This is a genomic window from Microbacterium sp. NPDC058342 (assembly GCF_042723935.1).
Classification (GTDB): domain Bacteria; phylum Actinomycetota; class Actinomycetes; order Actinomycetales; family Microbacteriaceae; genus Microbacterium.
The window spans coordinates 1-16,105 of record NZ_JBHXID010000002.1 but is presented as its reverse complement, the minus strand read 5'-3'; the positions used below and the strand labels follow the sequence as shown (position 1 = coordinate 16,105).

Here is a 16,105-nt window from a genome sequence, read left to right as displayed (position 1 = left end):
CGCCCTGGGGCGCGCGGCACTTCTGGTCAGGCGGTGACTACCGACGCATCGCCGGGCCGGAGCCGGCGCCGGATTCCTCGATAGCGCGAGCGACGAGCTGGACGTCGTCAGAGCTCAGTTCCACACCGCCCGCGCCGACCCAGCCGTCGATCTGCTCCGGCGTCCGGGCGCCGACGATGGCGCCGCTCACACCACGGAAGCCGAGAGCCCAGGCGATGGCTGCCGCGCCGGTCGAGATGTCGTGGCGCTCGGCCACCTCTGCCAGAGCGGCGGTCACCTGCAGGTTCTGCCGCAGTCGGTCGCCGGAGAAGTCGGGGTGCCGCGAGCGCCAGTCATCGACGGGAAGCCGCTGCACACGCTCCTCCGTGATCCGTCCGGTGAGGAGGCCCGACTGCATCGGGCTGTAGATGATGGCACCGGTGCCGTGGTCGGCGCACCAGGGCAGGACGTCGGCCGCGGCATCCCGATAGATCGCCGAGAACGGCGGCTGCAGCGTATCGACGTGGCCGATGGCTTCCGCACGATCGAGCTGCGCGACGGAGTGGTTGGACAGACCGATCGCGCGAAGTGTGCCTCGCTCTCGCAGTTCGACGAGCGCGCCCCAGTAGTCCTCGATCTCGGCGCCGTCCTCAGCCGGCCAGTGCATCTGGTACAGGTCGATCTGCTCCACCTGAAGCCGACGGAGCGAGTCCTCGACCTCTCGGCGCAGCGAGGCGGGGTCGCCCACCTTCCGCTCGCCGGTCTGGAGTGCGTCGTCGTCCGACCAGACGAGACCGCCCTTGGTGAAGACCCACGGGCGCTCCGCCTCCGGGATACCGCGGAGGGCGCGCCCGACGATGATCTCGGAGTGCCCGCGCCCGTAGACCGCCGCCGTGTCGATCCAGTTGATGCCGCGATCGACCGCCGCGCGGATCGTGCGGATCGAGTCATCGTCGTCCTGCGCCCCCCAGCCGTACGACCAGGCGGGTCCGCCGATGGCGAAGGCGCCGAGGCCGACGCGGGTGATCTCCATCCCTGTGGTGCCCAGAGGAGCGGTGGCGAGTGATGATGTCATTGCTTTCCTTTCGAGTGTCCTCACGTCGGAGATCCGGAGGTGAGTAGGCCGAGCACGAGCTCCACCTGTCGGGCGATGGCCGCGCGGCCCGCGCCGATGTACACGCGCGGGTCGACGACCCGCGGCTGGTCGTGGATCGTCGAGACGACGGCCTGGGTGAACGCGACGTTCAGCTGAGTCCCGACGTTGACCTTGCGGATGCCGTGCCGCGTCGCAGCCAGCAGATCCTCGTCGCGCACGCCCGAGGAGCCGTGCAGCACGAGGGGCACGTCGACCGCGGCTGCGATGGCGCCGAGCAGCGCGAGGTCGAGTGTCGCCGTCTTCTCGCTCATCGCGTGCGAGGAGCCGATGGCGATGGCCAGGCCATGGACCCCGGTGGCGTCGACGAAGGCGGCTGCCTCGGCGGGCGAGGTGCGGGCACCGGTCTGATGCGCGCCCTTACCACCCACTTCGCCGAGCTCCGACTCGACCCAGAGTCGATCGGATGCCGCGAGCGCCACGCTGCGCGCGGTGAGCTCGACGTTCTCCTGGTAGGGCAGCGCCGCCGCGTCGATCATGAACGACGAGAAGCCCAGGTCGGCGGTTCGAGCGCAGAGATCGGCGCTGGTGACGTGGTCGAGGTGCAGGGCCACGGGCAAGGCGGACGCCTCTGCGATCTCACGCATGCCCCGGGCGATCGCGCGGGGACCGCCGTGGTAGCCGATCGTGTTCTCGCTGAGCTGCAGGATCACGGGCCGGCCCGCTCTCTCCGCTCCCTCGACGATTCCCTGCGCGTGTTCGAGCTGCACGACGTTGAACGCCGCGACGGCGTGATTCCGCTCGGCTGCCTGCGCGATCATCGCGGTCGTCGTCTGCAGCGTCATCGACGGTCCTCCCTCTTCGTGGCGGCGAGCATGGCCGCGCCCATGCCAGCGAGTTCGGGTTCGCGGACGAACTCCGCCTCGCCCCCGAGCGCCTCGCTGCGGACAGCACGCCAATGGGGCGAATCAGCGGGAACTCCGCCGATGACGATGCGCCGCGCCGGCATTCCTGAGGTGCTCGTCAGCGTGTCGATCAGCCGCGCCGAATCGTGCGCCTGGCGGCGAAGCTCGGTGTCGAATGCTGACGCCGCGGCGGACAGCGGCACAGCGTCCGGGTCCGCGATCTCGGCGTAGAGGTCCTCGATGCGCGGTGAACCGTGGGCCTCGAGCAAGGCGGCGATAGCCCGACCCGAAGGTTGCGAGCGGTGCAGGTAGCCGAGTCCGCCGTGCACGAAGAAGCCGTGCTCCCCCGGCTCACGGATGTCTGCCAGCCGATGTCGGTCGACGAGCTGCGCGATCGATTCGGAGGTGCCGACCGAGACGAAGACGTCGCCCGCCTGCCCGACGCCGGCCGCGAACGCCCCGCAGAAGTGATCGTGTCCGCCCGCGTGCACCCGCACATCGACGGGAATGCCCCAGGCCGCGGCGATGGCAGGAGCGACGGCGCCGATCGGATCGCCTGATTCGACCAGGCGTGGCAGTGCGGCGACCAGATCAGCGCCGCATGCGGCGAGCGCGCCGGCATCCCACTCGCCGTCCACCGACAGCACCCCGGTGCGGGATGCATGCGATCGGTCGAGGAACGAGCCGGAGGCCGAGAGGCCGGCGATCCGCATCGTGACCCAGCTGCCGAGGTCCGTGAACGACGCAGCCGAACGCAGGAGCGACGGTTCAGCAGCTCTCATGTCGGCGAACAGCTGCCAGCTGAGGATCGCCGTGTCCGGCCCCTCCGGAACCTGCCGCGGTGCCAGCGTGTACCAGCACGGGGTCGGACCGATCGATGTGCCGTCCGGGCGCAGCAGCACGATCTCCTCCCCCACCGAGGCGACGGCGACGCCGCGGACCTCATCGCGCAGGGGTGCCGGGAGCTGCCTCACGACCGCGGTGAGAACGCTCCACACGGCGTCGTGATCGCGGCGGTCAGGTTCTCCTCGCAGAACGGGCGTCGGGGCGGAGGCGCGCGCGATGATCCCCTCGCGCTCGTTCCAGAGGATCGCCTTCGACCGGGTGGAGCCGATGTCCAGCCCGAGGAGCACGCTCATGCGCGGGAGACCTGTACGACAGCGTGGTCGACCGTCACCGCCGAGAAGTGCACCTGTGCGGCCAGCGACTCGAGCTCCGCCCCCGGAACCAGGCCGGGCTCGAGGTGCGCCGCATTGAACGCACCCCCGGCGGCGGCTGCGCGCAGCGCTTCGGCGAAGGAGGCACCGAGCTTCACCTGAGCGATGAAGGCGGCGAGGAAGGTGTCGCCGGAGCCGGTCGCGTTGACGACAGGGACGACCGGCACGGATACGCTCCACACCCCGTCCGCCGTCGCCACCAGAAAGCTCTGCGCGCCCATCGTCACGATGACGATTCCGGTTCCCGCGGCGATCAGGCTCCGCATCCGCGCTCGGATCGCGTCGTCGTCGTGCGTCGAATCGTCGCCGAGCACGCTCTCGAACTCGCTCCTGTTGCATTTCACCAGCCAGGGGTGCGACGACAGCGTGCTGCGCAGCACCTTGCCGCTCGCGTCGACGGCAGAGAAGCCCCCTCGACTGTTGGCCAGGGAGACGATGCGGGCGTAGGTGTCGGAGCCGAGGTCGGGCGGCAGGCTCCCGGTGCAGACCGTGATGCGGTCCGCGACCACGGCATCATCGATGGCGTTCCAGAACTGCTCCTGCTCCTCGCCCGTCAGTGCCGGGCCTGGCTCGTTGAACACCGTGCTGATGCCGGTCTTGGCCTCGACGATCACGGGAGTGATGCGCGTGTCCGCGGCGATCGGCGTGTGACGATCGCCCATGCCCAGCGTCGCGCACTCCTCGCGCGCCAACTGTCCCGCGGCCCCGCCGAGGAACCCGAAGAGCTCGACGTCCGGACCGAGGGCGCGGATGCTGCGCGCGACGATGAACGACTTCCCTCCGGCCCTCGCGGCTACGGTGCGGACGCGGTGCACGGCCCCCGGTTCGAGCTGACCGATGACCTCGAGACGGTCCATGGCGGGATTGGGTCCCACCACCATCAGCGGCTGCGGCGACGGGGCAGGCCACCACGCGGGGTTCGGCGGAGTGCTGGCGGTCATCACAGCACCTCGGAGAGGAACCGCTGGAGCCGCTCCGATCGGGGGTTGCCGAACAGCTCGTCCGGAACGTTCTCCTCGACGACGACACCGCCGTCCATGAAGACCACTCGATCGGCGACCTGACGGGCGAACCCCATCTCGTGCGTCACGACGACCATCGTCATGCCGTCGGCGGCGAGCGACGACATGATGTTCAGCACACCCTTGACCAGTTCCGGGTCGAGCGCTGACGTCACCTCGTCGAACAACATCAGCTCCGGCTCCATCGCGAGCGCCCGAGCGATCGCAACGCGCTGCTGCTGACCGCCCGACAGGCTGATCGGCCGGCTGTCGGCCTTCATCAGCAGCCCGACATCTGCGAGCCGGGCGTCGGCGATCTTCGTCGCCTCGGCGGTCGAGAGCCCCCGGACCTTACGCAGGGAGACCGTGATGTTGTCGCGCACGGTCATGTGCGGGAACAGGTTGAAACTCTGGAAGACCATGCCGACGCGGGCGCGGACGGCATTGATATCGACCTTCGGGTCAGTGATCACGGTGTCGCCCACGGTGATCTTTCCCTCGGTCGGCACCTCGAGAAGGTTGATGCTGCGCAGCAGGGTCGACTTCCCGGAACCCGAGGGGCCGATGATGCAGACGACCTCGCCCTGCCGGACTGTCAGGTCGATGCCTTTCAGGACGGTGTGCGAGCCGAAGGACTTGACCAGACCGTCGATGCGAACGAGCGGATTCATGCGGTGACCGCCTTCGTGGGGGTGTCGCCGGACACGGTGGGCTCCTCGGCGACCACGGGGATCTTCCCCGTGCGCAGACGGCGATCCAGCCAGTTGACGTAGTGGGTGAGCGGAATGGTGATGATCAGGTAGACGATGCCGGCGGCCACGAGGGGCGACAGGTTGCCCACCCGCTGGGACATGTCCTGCCCGATGCGGTAGAGCTCGCGCTCGCCCAGCGCCAGCCCCAGCACGTAGACGAGGCTCGTGTCCTTGATGATGCTGATGAACTGGTTGGTCAGCGCAGGGAAAACGTTGCGCACGCCCTGCGGCACGACGATCATGCGCATGGCGAGCCCGTAGGGCATCCCCATCGCGCGGGCGGCCTCGAGCTGGCCGTGGTGGATGCTCTGGATGCCCGAACGGAAGATCTCGGCCATGTAGGCCGAGGCGATGAGCCCGAGCGCCGCAATGCCGTAGGGGTATGCACTGGTCCCGAGGAAGGTGAGCCCCATGTACGGCAGCCCCTGGCCGATCAGGAAGATCGTGAGGATCGTGGGCAGCCCGCGCAGCAGATCGATGTACGCCTGCGCCGGCCAGCGCAGCCACTGGTGCCGGCTGATGAGGGCCATCGCGACCAGCATGCCGATGATCAGGGAGATCGCCGTCGCCGCGAGCGCGAGGATCAGCGTGTTGAGGAGGCCGACGCCAATGAGGTCGGGCAGCACCGCGAGCATGTACTCGAGGTTGAAGAACATGGTGAAGAAGTCGGTCATGGTTCGTCCCGTCTCAGGGAAGGAGGGGCCGCAAAGTGCGCGTGCCCCTCCTTCGAGAACTCAGTTCGGATAGGTGTCGTCCGGGTGCTCGTCGTAGTACCCGGTGAGGAAGTCGAGCTGACGCTCCACGGGCTCGGTCGTGACCCAGGTCGTGAAGATCTCCTCGTATGTGCCGTCCGCGAGAATGTCGCGCAGGGCCGCGTTGATCGCGGTGCGCAGCTCATCCGCGCCCTGACGCAGCACGATCGCCGCGCCGATGTTGTCGTCGTTCACCGCCGAGAACGCGACCTTCACCTCGTACTGGTTCACGTACTTGTCGGCCGCCTGCCCGTCGAAGAACGCGGCATCGATGCTGCCCGCCTGAAGCGCATTGAACATCGGCGCCTCCGCGGGGAAGTAGATGAGCTCCGAGTCGGTGAAGTACTGCTCTGCGTACTCGGCGTTCCTGCTCGCCGACTTCACGCCGATCTTCTTGCCTGCGAGATCGTCGGCGTCCTCGATGTCGGATTCGTTCGGCACCGTGATCGACATCACCCCGGTGTAGGTCGGGAGGGAGAACGTGACGGTCCGACGGCGCTCCTCGGTGTCGGCGATGGAGGACGCCGCAGCATCCGCCTGGCCGATCGCGACGGTCGGCAGGATCGTGTCGAACTCCTGTGTGCGAATCTCGAGGTCGACGCCGATGCGGTCGGCGACCTCGGTGAGCAGCGCGACGTCGAAACCCTCGAACTCGTCGTCATCGCCGACGGATGCGAACGGTGCGGCGTCGCTGTTGACCAGGAGCTGGATGACACCCGGGCGCACGGTCTCGTAGGCGGCGGTCGCCGAATCGGTCTTGGTTCCGCCGTCGGATCCTGCGGAACTCGGACCGGCGCAACCGGCGACAAGGGACGCGGCGAACAGCACGGCCATCGTGCTGATCAGCTTCTTACCTCTCATTGAACTGCCTCTTTCTCGTTGGTGTATCGGGTGGGATCGAAGGGAACGGGGTCGACGATCGGCTGCTCGTCCAGAGCGATCTGCACGCCCAGCTCGCCGACGGCGGCGGAGTGCTTGAAGCCGTGGCCGGAGCACGCGGCGAGCGTGACGATGCGCGATCCGGCCTCAGGACGTCCGATCGCGAAGCGCTCATCCGGGGTCAGCGTGATCATGCAGCCGCGGGCGTGCTGCGCCACGGGGATGAGGTCGGCGAACTGCGCCGCGCAGAAGGCTTCGACGCGTTCGAGCTCCCAGTCGGCGACGCGCGGGTCGTTCGCGGTCGGGTCGTCGATCTCGAAGCCCGCCTGGTCGTGCAGCCCGATCTTCACGGCGTACTCATCGATCACCGGGGCGCCCCATCCGCTCAGCTCGTCGAGCTCGCGGGTGAAGACGGGAAAGACATCCGGCGTGAAAAGCCGTTCCGCTCCCGGTCGTGGTGTGAACCAGCTGAGCACGGCACGGCGGACGATCAACGGCACCGCGTAGTCGGTCAGCAGATGCGCAGTCCACGCACCGACCGCGACGATGACCTGTGCGGCCGAGACCGTCGAGCCGTCGCTGAGCTGCACATCGACGCCGCCGCTCCGCTCGGTGATGCGGGTGGCGCGCACTCCGATGCGCACCTCGGCGCCCGCGCGCTGCGCCGCCTCGACACTCAGCCGAATCGCGAGCTCGGGGCGCACCACGCCTGTTCCGGGATCGAGCACTCCGCGGTCGCGGTCCTCGATGTGGTGCTGCGGAAAGCGCTCGCGGAGGTCCTTCGCGTCCAAGAGCTCGTAGGGAAGATCGCGGGCGTCCATCGCAGCGCGCACATCAGCCAGCAGAGGCGAGTCGGCGGGGGCGATGCTGAGCCCCCCGACGATGGTGACGATCTCTTCGCCGGTCTCGTCTTCGAGTTCGCGCCACAGCTGACGTGAGCGGGCCGCGAGGTCGACGTACTCGGGCCCCTCGGACGTGCCGCTGCGGAAAAGACGCGAGCGTCCGTGTGAGGAGCCGCGGTCGTGGGCGATCTCGAACTGCTCGACGCCCAGGCAGTCGACGCCGCGGCGAGCGGCGGCTCGAAGCGCGGCGGAGCCTGCTGCCCCGAGACCGATGACGATGACGTCCTTGTTCATCTGAACCCCTTTGAAATGAAGTTGTACACAGCACATCACAAGCAAACAAAGAATGTCAATATCTTTGTTTTCTTGGCATGTGGCCTATCGTGGAGTGTCAGCTTGGAGCAAGGGATACGTATGGACGTCGAGGCAAAGCTCTACGCCGAGGAGCGTCGGCACCTGATCGTGCGGCTGGCACGAGAGGCCGGCCGGGTCGAGGTCGCCCGTCTCGCGGAACGATTCGGCGTGACAGCCGAGACCGTGCGACAGGATCTCAATGCGCTGCAGCGCTCCGGTCTGCTCAAGCGCATGCACGGCGGCGCTGTGCCTCTCGAGCGCTCTCTCTACGAAGCCCGCATCTCGGAGCGCCGGGAGTTCTCGGCTGAGAAGGAGAGCATCGCCGAGGCGGCGCTCTCCCTCGTGCCCGTCACTGGCTCGATCTTCCTGGAGTCGGGCTCCACAGCGACTTTCCTCGCCGAGCGCATCCCCACGTCACGCGATCTGACGGTGTTCACCAATTCACTCCCCATCGCGCTCCTCCTCGCTCCCCGCACCGACCTCACGGTCATCACCCTCGGCGGGCGCGTGCGCGCCGTAACGCTGGGCGAGGTCGACAACTTCGCCATCCGCAGCCTGCGCGACATCCACGTGGATGTGGCGTTCCTGGGAACGAACGGCTTCTCGCTAGCGCACGGTCTCACCACACCCGATCAGTCGGAGGCGGAGTTCAAGCGCGAGACGCTGCGGGTCGGCGAGACCACGGTGCTTCTCGCCGACCGCACCAAGCTCGGCCAGGCGAGCGTCTGGCGCTACGGCGAACTCGATTCGATCGACGTGCTCGTCACCAGCCCGCACGCCGATGAGCTGCTCCTGGCCGAGGCGCAGGAGCACGTGGAGCGTATCGTGCTCGCCCAATGACGCGCTGAGAGCGAGGCCGATATCGGCGGTCGTGATGCGCCTTCCGCCCCGCGCGCATCCGGCGTGCGGGCTCAGCGCAGGTACGAGGCACCGTTGAGGTCGAGCACGGCGCCAGAGGCCCATTGCGCCTGGGGCGATGTCAGATAGACGATCGCCGCGGCCACCTCCTCGGGCGTGCCCACCCGGCCGAAGGGACTCTGCGCTCGGATGCTGTCGCCGTCGTCGCCTGCGAGCGCGGGTCCCTGCCGCTCGGTTCCGATGAACCCCGGCGCCACCGTCGCGACCGAGATCGCGTGCGGAGCGAGAGCGATCGCCATCGACTGGCCGAACGCATGCAGTCCCGCCTTCGCGGCCCCGTAGGCCGGGAAATCGGGTTCGCCCCGGTTGGCTCCGCGTGAGCCGACGTTGACGATGGCGCCGGGGCGACCGGCCGCGATCAGGGCGTTCGCGACGAGGAAGGTCATGTTCGCGGCGGCGAGCAGGTCGACGTCGAGCATCCGACGCCAGGTGCTCTGCCAGGCCTCGTAGTCGACTCCGTCGACGCGGTGGTACGTCTCGCCGCTGGGCGCGACAGCTGCGTTGTTCACGAGCACGTCGATGGTCCCCAGCGCACCGGACGCCGTCTCCAGCACCGCCTGTGCGACGACCGGATCTGCGAGATCACCCGCCACGAGGACGTGCCCCTCGCCGGTGAGCTCACTCATCGTCTGCTCAGCCGCCGCACGGTTCGCTCCGTAGTGCACGGCGATGCGGTCGCCGCGCCGGCTGAGGGCCACCGCAGCGGCTCGCCCGATTCCCCGCGATGCGCCGGTGACGAGAACGCTGGCCATCGGTCACCTCCCCTGTGTCTGCCGGCTCAGGGCCGGAACGTGTTCGCGCTCAGGGGGCTCTCCCCGCAACGAGCGACCCCCGGAGCCTCAGTCTCTCAGCAACCGGCCGATCCGGCCCGCGCCTGGTTCGGTGTTGACCCTCACACGGTGGAAGGCCCGACACTCGTGAGCGTCTCCGAATCCGTCCTCGACACCCACCTCGCTCTGGAGGAGCAATGAAACCGCAGCGCACCCGCCACGACGCCGTCACCTGCCTCAACGCCACCGGCATGGGTGAGCCCGGCGGGACCGAGCACGTCTCCGCCATCGCCGCCCTATACGCCGTGGCGACATCACTCGGCGATCCGGTCGGTCCGCTCGAGGGCCGCTGGTGGGTGGAGGGCACCGCGCTCAGTCCACTCGACGCACCGCGCGAGCAGTGGCGCTGGCATCTGCTCCTCACCCTGGCCGAGGTTCCCGAGCCCGGGCGGGTCGACGCGGCGCGAGAGCGGGCACGAGCATCCGGAGCCGCCGTCGACCGCGTGCAGGTCGTGACGTTCACCGAGGGCGAGTGCGTGGAGATGCTCCACGAGGGGCCGTACAGCGAAGAGCGGTCGACTCTCGAGGCCATGGACGAGTTCATGGTCGAGCATCATCTCATGCCCCACGGGCTGCACCACGAGATCTACCTCACCGCCTTCACCGACCCGAATCCGAGAACCCTGCTGCGGCAGCCGGTGGCGCCGGCGAGCTGAGAGCTCGATCGACGGCCTCGTCGTGCGTCCCCGGCTCATTCGTTCGACGTGCTCCGATCGTGCGACTGTCGGCGCTCGACTCGTCGGCGGTCCGCGAGATGGGCCCGGCGGAGGATGTCCAGAGCGGGGTCGAGCGTGGCGACGCCCGGGTTCACGACGCACACCCACCCGTAGGCGCCGTAGAGCGGATGCGGGTGGAACACGTCCTCGACGCTGTAGTCGGCTTCGAGGTCGTCGACGGCTTCGAGCGGGCAGCCGATGACTTCGGCGAACACCGCCGACCCGACATGAACGTTCAGGCGCCAGCGTCCCGCTTCGTCGAGCCGGGAGCCGGCATCATCCGGGTAGTCCTTCGTCACGATCGTCGCGTAGGGCTGACGGTTTCGAGGGACCTGACCATCCGGCGCGTAATAGAAGAAGTGGTCGCCCCAGGAGATCTCGGGATGCTCGCTCCCCGGCGACGGCGCGAGTTCGAGAACGCCCTCATAGCTTCGGACTTCTGACAGGATCTTCTCCAGTGACATGGTTCAAGTGTGATGTTGAAGTGCTTATGGAGGGTTTCCCATGGTGAAGGATGCCCTCGCACCTGAACCTGATCGGTACACGACCAGCCGTCTCGCGGCCGCGACGGGCTACTCCGTGCAGCAGGTGCGCGACCTGGAACGGCTCGGCGTGATCCCGCCGGCACGCCGACAGTTCAACGGGTACCGCGAGTTCAACCCGGTGCACGTCATCGCCCTGCGCGCCTACCGACGGCTGGCGATCGCCGTCGGCCCGGTCGCCGCCCGCAGCACGATGCGAGACATCCAGGGGGTGCCCCACGACGAGGCGGTGGCGAGGATCATCGCCGTCCACGTGGACCTCGCCCGATCCCGCGCCGCCGTCCTCTCCGCGCTCAGCGCGCTCGACAGCATCGTCGAAGAGGGCGTGCAGGAGGCGGCCCCGGTCGCGGAGGATGCGATGACCATCACGCAGCTGTCGACGGCCCTCGGTGTGCGCTCCTCGACGCTGCGCTTCTGGGAGCAGCAGGGACTGCTCGCTCCGGAACGCTCACCGCACCACGGTGCGCGGATCTATCCGCCCGACGCCGTCAGGGATGCGCGCATCGTCACCGCCCTGCGCGCGGGTGGATACCGGATTCCCGCCGTGCATGCCGCCATCGCGTCGCTGCGATCCGTGCACGAGGCGGGCAGCGTTCGCGAGGCGCTGCAGGACCGCTTGCGAAATATCGCAGAGCAGTCCGAGGCGCTTCTCCTGGCCGGCAACGCCCTCGTCGTCCTCCTGCGCAGCCCGGCGACCGGAACAGAACCCGGCCGCGACCTCAGTTGAAGTCGCCGCCGCCTCCACCGCCGCCGAAGTCCCCCGGTGCCATGTCGGCGAAGCGGGAGTAATGACCCTGGAAGGCGACGTTGATGGTGGCCGTGGGACCGTTGCGGTGCTTGGCGACGATCAGGTCGGCCTCGCCGGGGCGCACGTCCTTGTCGTAGACCGAATCTCGGTGCAGCAGGATGACCATGTCGGCATCCTGCTCGATCGATCCGGACTCACGCAGGTCGCTGATCGCGGGCTTCTTGTCCTGGCGCTGCTCGGGCCCACGGTTCAGCTGGCTCAGTGCGATCACGGGCACCTGCAGCTCCTTGGCGAGCAGCTTGAGCGCACGCGAGAACTCCGAGACCTCCTGCTGACGCGACTCGACCCGCTTGCCGCTGGTCATCAGCTGCAGGTAGTCGATGATGACCATCTTCAGCCCCGCGCGCTGCTTGAGTCGGCGGCACTTGGCGCGGATCTCGACGAGGGTCATGTTGGGGCTGTCGTCGATGTACAGCGGCGCGTCGTTGATACGCCCCCGCGTCGCGGCGACGGTCGTCCAGTCGCGCGGGTCGAGCGTGCCCTTGCGCATGTTCTGCAGCGGGATCGCCCCCTCGGCGCTGAGCAGGCGCATGGCGATCTCGCTCTTGCCCATCTCGAGCGAGAAGAAGATCGACGGCTCGTTGTGGCCGATGGACGCCGCGCGCGCGAAATCCAGAGCGAGCGTCGAATTGTGCGTCGGGATCATCGATTCCCCCGCGAGATACAGGTGGTCGTCATTGTCGACCTGCACGCATCGTACCGGCACGCTGGCGATCGGACGAACCGCCTTGACGTACCGCCGGCCGATGCGCACGGTGCTCGCGGGTCTCTCCTGAGCATGCAGCACGCGCTTGCGCTCCAAGCGGAAGACATCGTCGGTCGTGGAGAAGTTCAGGACGTAGCAGGTCGACGACGCCTCGGTCCGCCCGGCGACGCGCTTGGTGGTCCGTCCGCACCGGTACCCGAGGCTGACGATGAGCTCATAGACGCTGTCGGCCAGGCGCTTGTTCGTGACGGCGAACTGACACGAGCCCACGCCCTTGACCACGGTGCCATCGGTGTCCATCAGGCCGGCCAGCAGGTTGCGGCGCTGCTCCTCCGACGCCCGGAGGTACAGGGAGGGAACATGCTTGTCGCCGAGAACACCGAGGCCGCGAAGCAGCGCCGTGAACGAGCCGTGCTCGCGATAGCAGCGCGCGCAGCGCTGTGCCTCACCGGAGTACGGCGATCCGCACTCCGGGCACATCAGCCTCTCCGGGTGCACACCCTTGTTCTTCGGACCGCAGATGCGCCCGCACGTGCGCACGTGCGGGTGGCGTGCGGTGAACGTCTCGCCGCACACCTCGCAGTTGCGCACGAGCAGCGTGCGGGTCTGCAGCTTCAGCGCGTACAGCATTCCTCCCCGCGGTTCGACGCGCAGTCCCTCACGAGCGATCAGCCCGGGGATCTCGCCGGTCTCGCTCGTCATCCGAGCCCCATCGCTGTGACCGTCGCCGAGCCAGGCGCCGAGTGCGTAGGGCGGGATCGGCAGCTGAGCATCCGGTGCGTGCAGCGCCGCCGCGTTGCGGATCGAGTGATTCGCGCGCTCCTCGGCGCCGACGGTGAGCGTCTCGAGCATCTGCTCCGTCGTCACGATCTGGGGGACGCCACCGGTAATCCGACGCGATGCCCTGGTCTCGGTCAGCCACTGGTGCTGGCCGTCGGCGATGATCTTCGATCCGTCCGAGAACTCGACCTCGTAGCAGGGGCGATCCACCATCACCTCCGTCGCGGCGACCACACGCGTCGGACGCCCGTCGGCGTCGTACAGGTGATCTCCGACCTGAACCTCACCCATAGTCGTCCAGCCCGTCGGTGTGGGCAGTGGGGTGTCGAGCGCGAGAGCCTTGCCCATGGCCGGCCTCGCCGCGACGACGATCATCTGGCCACCGTGCAGGCCGTTGGTCAGGTCGTCGAGCTCGCGGAAGCCGGTCGGGATGCCGGTCATCGTGCCGTCACGACCGTTGGCCGCCTCGATCTCCTCGACCGCGGCGTCGACGGCGACGGTCAGCGGCACGTAGTCCTCGGCCGTCTCGGATCCGGTGACCGAGTAGATCTCGGCCTGCGCGTTGTTGACGATGTCGGTGGCGTCGCCCTCTCCGGCATACCCGAGCTGCACGATGCGCGTACCGGCGTCGACGAGACGGCGCAGGATGGCGCGCTCGGACACGATGCCCGCGTAGTAACCGGCGTTCGCAGCCGTCGGGACGATCGAGGTCAGCGTGTGCAGATAGTCGGCACCCCCGGCGCGCCCCAGCTCGCCGGTCTTGATCAGTTCGTCCGTGACCGCGACGACGTCGGTCGGCTCGCCGTGCGAGTACAGCGACAGGATCGCTTCGAAGATCAGCTCGTGCTTGGGCACGTAGAAGTCGGCGCCCTTGAGCGACTCGATCACGTCGGCGACCGCGTCCTTCGACAGCAGCATGCCGCCCAGGGCGCTCTGTTCGGCCAGCAGGTCGTGCGGAGGTGTCCGCTCAGGGCCCCGGGACCCGCCCAGACGCTCGTCGGAGATATCAGCGATCGACACCCATGCTCCTCCCCAGCGGCGTCGTGATCCGCGCCGTCTGCCCTCGCGACCGGGGCTGATCCCGGCTCGTGCGCACCAGCGAAACACGAGCATCGGACATCCGGTCTCCACCAAGCTAGGAGCAGAGTTATCCCCATGCAACACCCCCTGTGGATAACTCTGTGGAGAGTGTGCGGACAACTCGGGAGTGTCTGTGCAGAACCGCTGTGGATAACCCGGTGGAGAGGAGAGATTTCGACTGACGATTTATCGCCTGACCAGCCGTTAACGGAATCCCCATCCTGTGGACGGGATTCGACTTCAAGCCCAGATTTAAGGTTGACGGCAGGTGACGCGCATTGTGCAGAACCTGGGGAAAGGCACCGGCGCCACCGCTCGCGCGGCGCGCCTTGTCGAGGATGTCACCCTGTGTGGACATCCGCCCGCACACGGGGTATCGTCGCACCGATCGTCTCGCGGAAACATGCCTCCGCGCGGCGGCCGGGGGAGGAATCACGTGCGGTCCGCGTCTGCCGACACCCGCAGCATCCGGATGTGGGTGCTGTGCGGCCTCGGCGTGCTCGTGTGGGCGGCGTTCACGGTCGTCTTCGGCAGTTCCTCCGCTGCCCACGCCGCCGATGACGTTCACGGCTCTCCGGGGTCGTCGATCTCGGATGCCACCGGCCACTCCGGTGAGCTCGTGATCCCCCGCATCGTTGAACGCGCCGCGGATCTGCCGGATACCGAGAACAGGCCTGCGCACGCAGCACCGTCCACCCGCGCTGATCAGACCGCGCACGCAGACAGGCTTCAGCAGGCACCGACGTCCGCGCGCCCAGCGAAGACGGTGCCCGCCGTCGCACCCGGTGTCGACACTCGCGCTGCCGAAACGCCTGCCGCCGGCCCTCGCCCCGCCGCCACACGCGACCTCCCCCGCGCCGCCCTCGCTCGCGCCGACCAAGCCCGCGCCGCCGACATGTCCGCGCGCTCCACCGCCTCCTCCTTCCTCTTCCCGGTGACGGACGCCGACGACGCAGCATCCGTCACGACGTTCGGGCTCGCCGAGAACCGGGCCGACGCCGAGCGCCGGCTGACGGAGATGCTGAACGGTCTCGCGCACGCCCACGACGGCGTGAACCAGCGGCTGGATCGTCAGGAGCCCGGCGCGGAGAAGACCGTCCCTCCGCGTCATGCCGACCCGAGCCAGGACGTCCGCATCGAGAAGACCGCGGCGGCACCCGAGCATCCGATGACAGCGCCGGCTCCGCCCCGGCACCACGAGCAGTCGTCCCCACCACGCACGGCGGCCAAGGTGCACGTGATCGTGGAGACCGTGGAGGCGCCCCCCGAGCCCACGGAGGATTCGTCGAGCACCTTCGGCGCCGCCCCGCAGCATCCGGGCACCGTGCCCCCTGAGGCCTCCTCCACCGGTTCGGCACCGGCACCGCTTGCCGGCGTGCTGCCGGCGAGCACAGACGCCTCGCACGCCCGCGGCGTGCTCGGCACGATCGGCCGGGCCGGTCACGACCGGCCACCGGCCGGGCCCTGCTCCGCCACCGACGTCTCTCCCGACTGAGCACGGGCCCCGGCGCTTCACCGCGCCCGATCGCGCGCACGCCGCTGCGCGCCCGCCCGCCTCTGCGCGTCGTGACGCCTCCCCGCGTCGCCCGCAGCGACGGCATTCCACCGCGGCCCGTGGGGATCCCCTCCCCCGCGCGACGCGGAACGAGCGGTCTCCGGCCTTCTCAGCGCCGGCCGCTCGCGGCGGGTGCCTCCCCTTCGGGCGGGGCACCCGCCCCTGACAACAGCACAATGGACCTTCGCCGGCATCACGGCCGTCTTCGGGGGAAGACCGGCCGAGCCGGCGAATCGGATGCCGACCGTTGCGCGTCGTGACGTCTCCCAACGTCACCCGCACCGGCGGCATCCACCGCGGCGCCGCCCGGAGACCGGAGCCCGCGCGGGCGCGCCCGCGGCGGCTGCCCCAGGCGCCCCGCCGCCCCCGCCGCGCCCGCGCCAGCCAGGCGGGATA

Annotated in this window: 15 protein-coding genes; 4 read left to right on the top strand and 11 right to left on the bottom strand. The window is 68.8% G+C overall.

What is annotated here, in order from left to right:
• Nucleotides 1-37: 37 nt before the first annotated feature.
• The 8 genes from ACFWHT_RS10035 to solA are packed head-to-tail and all read right to left on the bottom strand — an operon-like array spanning nt 38 to nt 7,714.
• Nucleotides 38-1,054, bottom strand: a complete 1,017-nt coding sequence (locus tag ACFWHT_RS10035) for an aldo/keto reductase (protein WP_378828034.1) — start codon at nt 1,052-1,054, stop codon at nt 38-40.
• A 20-nt stretch (nt 1,055-1,074) separates the two neighbouring features.
• The gene (locus ACFWHT_RS10030) at nt 1,075-1,917 is read right to left on the bottom strand and encodes a ketose-bisphosphate aldolase (protein ID WP_378828031.1); all 843 of its coding nucleotides are present in this window, start codon (nt 1,915-1,917) and stop codon (nt 1,075-1,077) included.
• Entirely contained in the window at nt 1,914-3,116 is a 1,203-nt protein-coding gene (locus ACFWHT_RS10025) for an FGGY family carbohydrate kinase (protein ID WP_378828029.1), read from the bottom strand. Before ACFWHT_RS10025 ends, ACFWHT_RS10030 begins: the two co-directional genes overlap by 4 nt.
• Complete coding sequence (locus tag ACFWHT_RS10020; RefSeq protein ID WP_378828027.1) at nt 3,113-4,135, bottom strand: 1-phosphofructokinase family hexose kinase; 1,023 nt, start codon at nt 4,133-4,135, stop codon at nt 3,113-3,115. Before ACFWHT_RS10020 ends, ACFWHT_RS10025 begins: the two co-directional genes overlap by 4 nt.
• Entirely contained in the window at nt 4,135-4,866 is a 732-nt protein-coding gene (locus ACFWHT_RS10015) for an amino acid ABC transporter ATP-binding protein (protein WP_378828024.1), read from the bottom strand. Before ACFWHT_RS10015 ends, ACFWHT_RS10020 begins: the two co-directional genes overlap by 1 nt.
• Nucleotides 4,863-5,621: an amino acid ABC transporter permease gene (locus ACFWHT_RS10010; protein ID WP_378828022.1), complete on the bottom strand. Its 759-nt coding sequence runs from the start codon at nt 5,619-5,621 to the stop codon at nt 4,863-4,865. The genes ACFWHT_RS10015 and ACFWHT_RS10010 overlap by 4 nt, the downstream gene beginning before the upstream one ends.
• A gap of 60 nt (nt 5,622-5,681) precedes the next feature.
• Nucleotides 5,682-6,560 carry a substrate-binding periplasmic protein gene (locus ACFWHT_RS10005; protein WP_378828020.1) on the bottom strand — a complete coding sequence of 293 codons (879 nt, stop codon included), beginning with the start codon at nt 6,558-6,560 and terminating at the stop codon, nt 5,682-5,684.
• The gene (solA, locus tag ACFWHT_RS10000) at nt 6,557-7,714 is read right to left on the bottom strand and encodes an N-methyl-L-tryptophan oxidase (RefSeq protein ID WP_378828018.1); all 1,158 of its coding nucleotides are present in this window, start codon (nt 7,712-7,714) and stop codon (nt 6,557-6,559) included. Before solA ends, ACFWHT_RS10005 begins: the two co-directional genes overlap by 4 nt.
• Nucleotides 7,715-7,834: 120 nt before the next feature.
• On the opposite strand from solA, the gene ACFWHT_RS09995 reads away from it, so the two are divergent.
• A complete protein-coding gene (locus ACFWHT_RS09995) occupies nt 7,835-8,614 on the top strand; it encodes a DeoR/GlpR family DNA-binding transcription regulator (protein ID WP_378828016.1) in 780 nt (259 codons plus the stop codon).
• A 71-nt stretch (nt 8,615-8,685) separates the two neighbouring features.
• Here the strand turns inward: ACFWHT_RS09995 and ACFWHT_RS09990 are convergent, their stop codons facing one another.
• The gene (locus ACFWHT_RS09990; RefSeq protein WP_378828014.1) at nt 8,686-9,444 is read right to left on the bottom strand and encodes an SDR family NAD(P)-dependent oxidoreductase; all 759 of its coding nucleotides are present in this window, start codon (nt 9,442-9,444) and stop codon (nt 8,686-8,688) included.
• 215 nt (nt 9,445-9,659) lie between these two features.
• On the opposite strand from ACFWHT_RS09990, the gene ACFWHT_RS09985 reads away from it, so the two are divergent.
• Entirely contained in the window at nt 9,660-10,178 is a 519-nt protein-coding gene (locus ACFWHT_RS09985; protein WP_378828012.1) for a GyrI-like domain-containing protein, read from the top strand.
• 35 nt (nt 10,179-10,213) lie between these two features.
• Here the strand turns inward: ACFWHT_RS09985 and ACFWHT_RS09980 are convergent, their stop codons facing one another.
• Complete coding sequence (locus ACFWHT_RS09980; RefSeq protein WP_378828010.1) at nt 10,214-10,702, bottom strand: DUF6194 family protein; 489 nt, start codon at nt 10,700-10,702, stop codon at nt 10,214-10,216.
• Nucleotides 10,703-10,742: 40 nt separating this feature from the next.
• Between ACFWHT_RS09980 and ACFWHT_RS09975 the strand changes: the two genes are divergently transcribed.
• Nucleotides 10,743-11,507 (top strand): MerR family transcriptional regulator, encoded by a 765-nt coding sequence (locus ACFWHT_RS09975; RefSeq protein ID WP_378828008.1) that lies wholly within the window; start codon nt 10,743-10,745, stop codon nt 11,505-11,507.
• Here the strand turns inward: ACFWHT_RS09975 and dnaB are convergent.
• Nucleotides 11,500-13,992, bottom strand: coding sequence for a replicative DNA helicase (gene dnaB, locus ACFWHT_RS09970; RefSeq protein WP_378829457.1), 2,493 nt, complete (start codon nt 13,990-13,992; stop codon nt 11,500-11,502). The two genes, ACFWHT_RS09975 and dnaB, sit on opposite strands and share 8 nt — an antisense overlap.
• Before the next feature lie 598 nt (nt 13,993-14,590).
• On the opposite strand from dnaB, the gene ACFWHT_RS09965 reads away from it, so the two are divergent.
• Nucleotides 14,591-15,649, top strand: a complete 1,059-nt coding sequence (locus ACFWHT_RS09965; RefSeq protein WP_378828006.1) for a hypothetical protein — start codon at nt 14,591-14,593, stop codon at nt 15,647-15,649.
• Nucleotides 15,650-16,105: the final 456 nt, after the last annotated feature.

Bases quoted from the DNA above. Each gene is read 5' to 3' on its own strand.
- ACFWHT_RS10035 (WP_378828034.1), bottom strand. From the start codon at position 1,054: ATGACATCATCACTCGCCACCGCTCCTCTGGGCACCACAGGGATGGAG.
- ACFWHT_RS10030 (WP_378828031.1), bottom strand. From the start codon at position 1,917: ATGACGCTGCAGACGACGACCGCGATGATCGCGCAGGCAGCCGAGCGG.
- ACFWHT_RS10025 (WP_378828029.1), bottom strand. From the start codon at position 3,116: ATGAGCGTGCTCCTCGGGCTGGACATCGGCTCCACCCGGTCGAAGGCG.
- ACFWHT_RS10020 (WP_378828027.1), bottom strand. From the start codon at position 4,135: ATGACCGCCAGCACTCCGCCGAACCCCGCGTGGTGGCCTGCCCCGTCG.
- ACFWHT_RS10015 (WP_378828024.1), bottom strand. From the start codon at position 4,866: ATGAATCCGCTCGTTCGCATCGACGGTCTGGTCAAGTCCTTCGGCTCG.
- ACFWHT_RS10010 (WP_378828022.1), bottom strand. From the start codon at position 5,621: ATGACCGACTTCTTCACCATGTTCTTCAACCTCGAGTACATGCTCGCG.
- ACFWHT_RS10005 (WP_378828020.1), bottom strand. From the start codon at position 6,560: ATGAGAGGTAAGAAGCTGATCAGCACGATGGCCGTGCTGTTCGCCGCG.
- solA (WP_378828018.1), bottom strand. From the start codon at position 7,714: ATGAACAAGGACGTCATCGTCATCGGTCTCGGGGCAGCAGGCTCCGCC.
- ACFWHT_RS09995 (WP_378828016.1), top strand. From the start codon at position 7,835: ATGGACGTCGAGGCAAAGCTCTACGCCGAGGAGCGTCGGCACCTGATC.
- ACFWHT_RS09990 (WP_378828014.1), bottom strand. From the start codon at position 9,444: ATGGCCAGCGTTCTCGTCACCGGCGCATCGCGGGGAATCGGGCGAGCC.
- ACFWHT_RS09985 (WP_378828012.1), top strand. From the start codon at position 9,660: ATGAAACCGCAGCGCACCCGCCACGACGCCGTCACCTGCCTCAACGCC.
- ACFWHT_RS09980 (WP_378828010.1), bottom strand. From the start codon at position 10,702: ATGTCACTGGAGAAGATCCTGTCAGAAGTCCGAAGCTATGAGGGCGTT.
- ACFWHT_RS09975 (WP_378828008.1), top strand. From the start codon at position 10,743: ATGGTGAAGGATGCCCTCGCACCTGAACCTGATCGGTACACGACCAGC.
- dnaB (WP_378829457.1), bottom strand. From the start codon at position 13,992: ATGCTGCTGTCGAAGGACGCGGTCGCCGACGTGATCGAGTCGCTCAAG.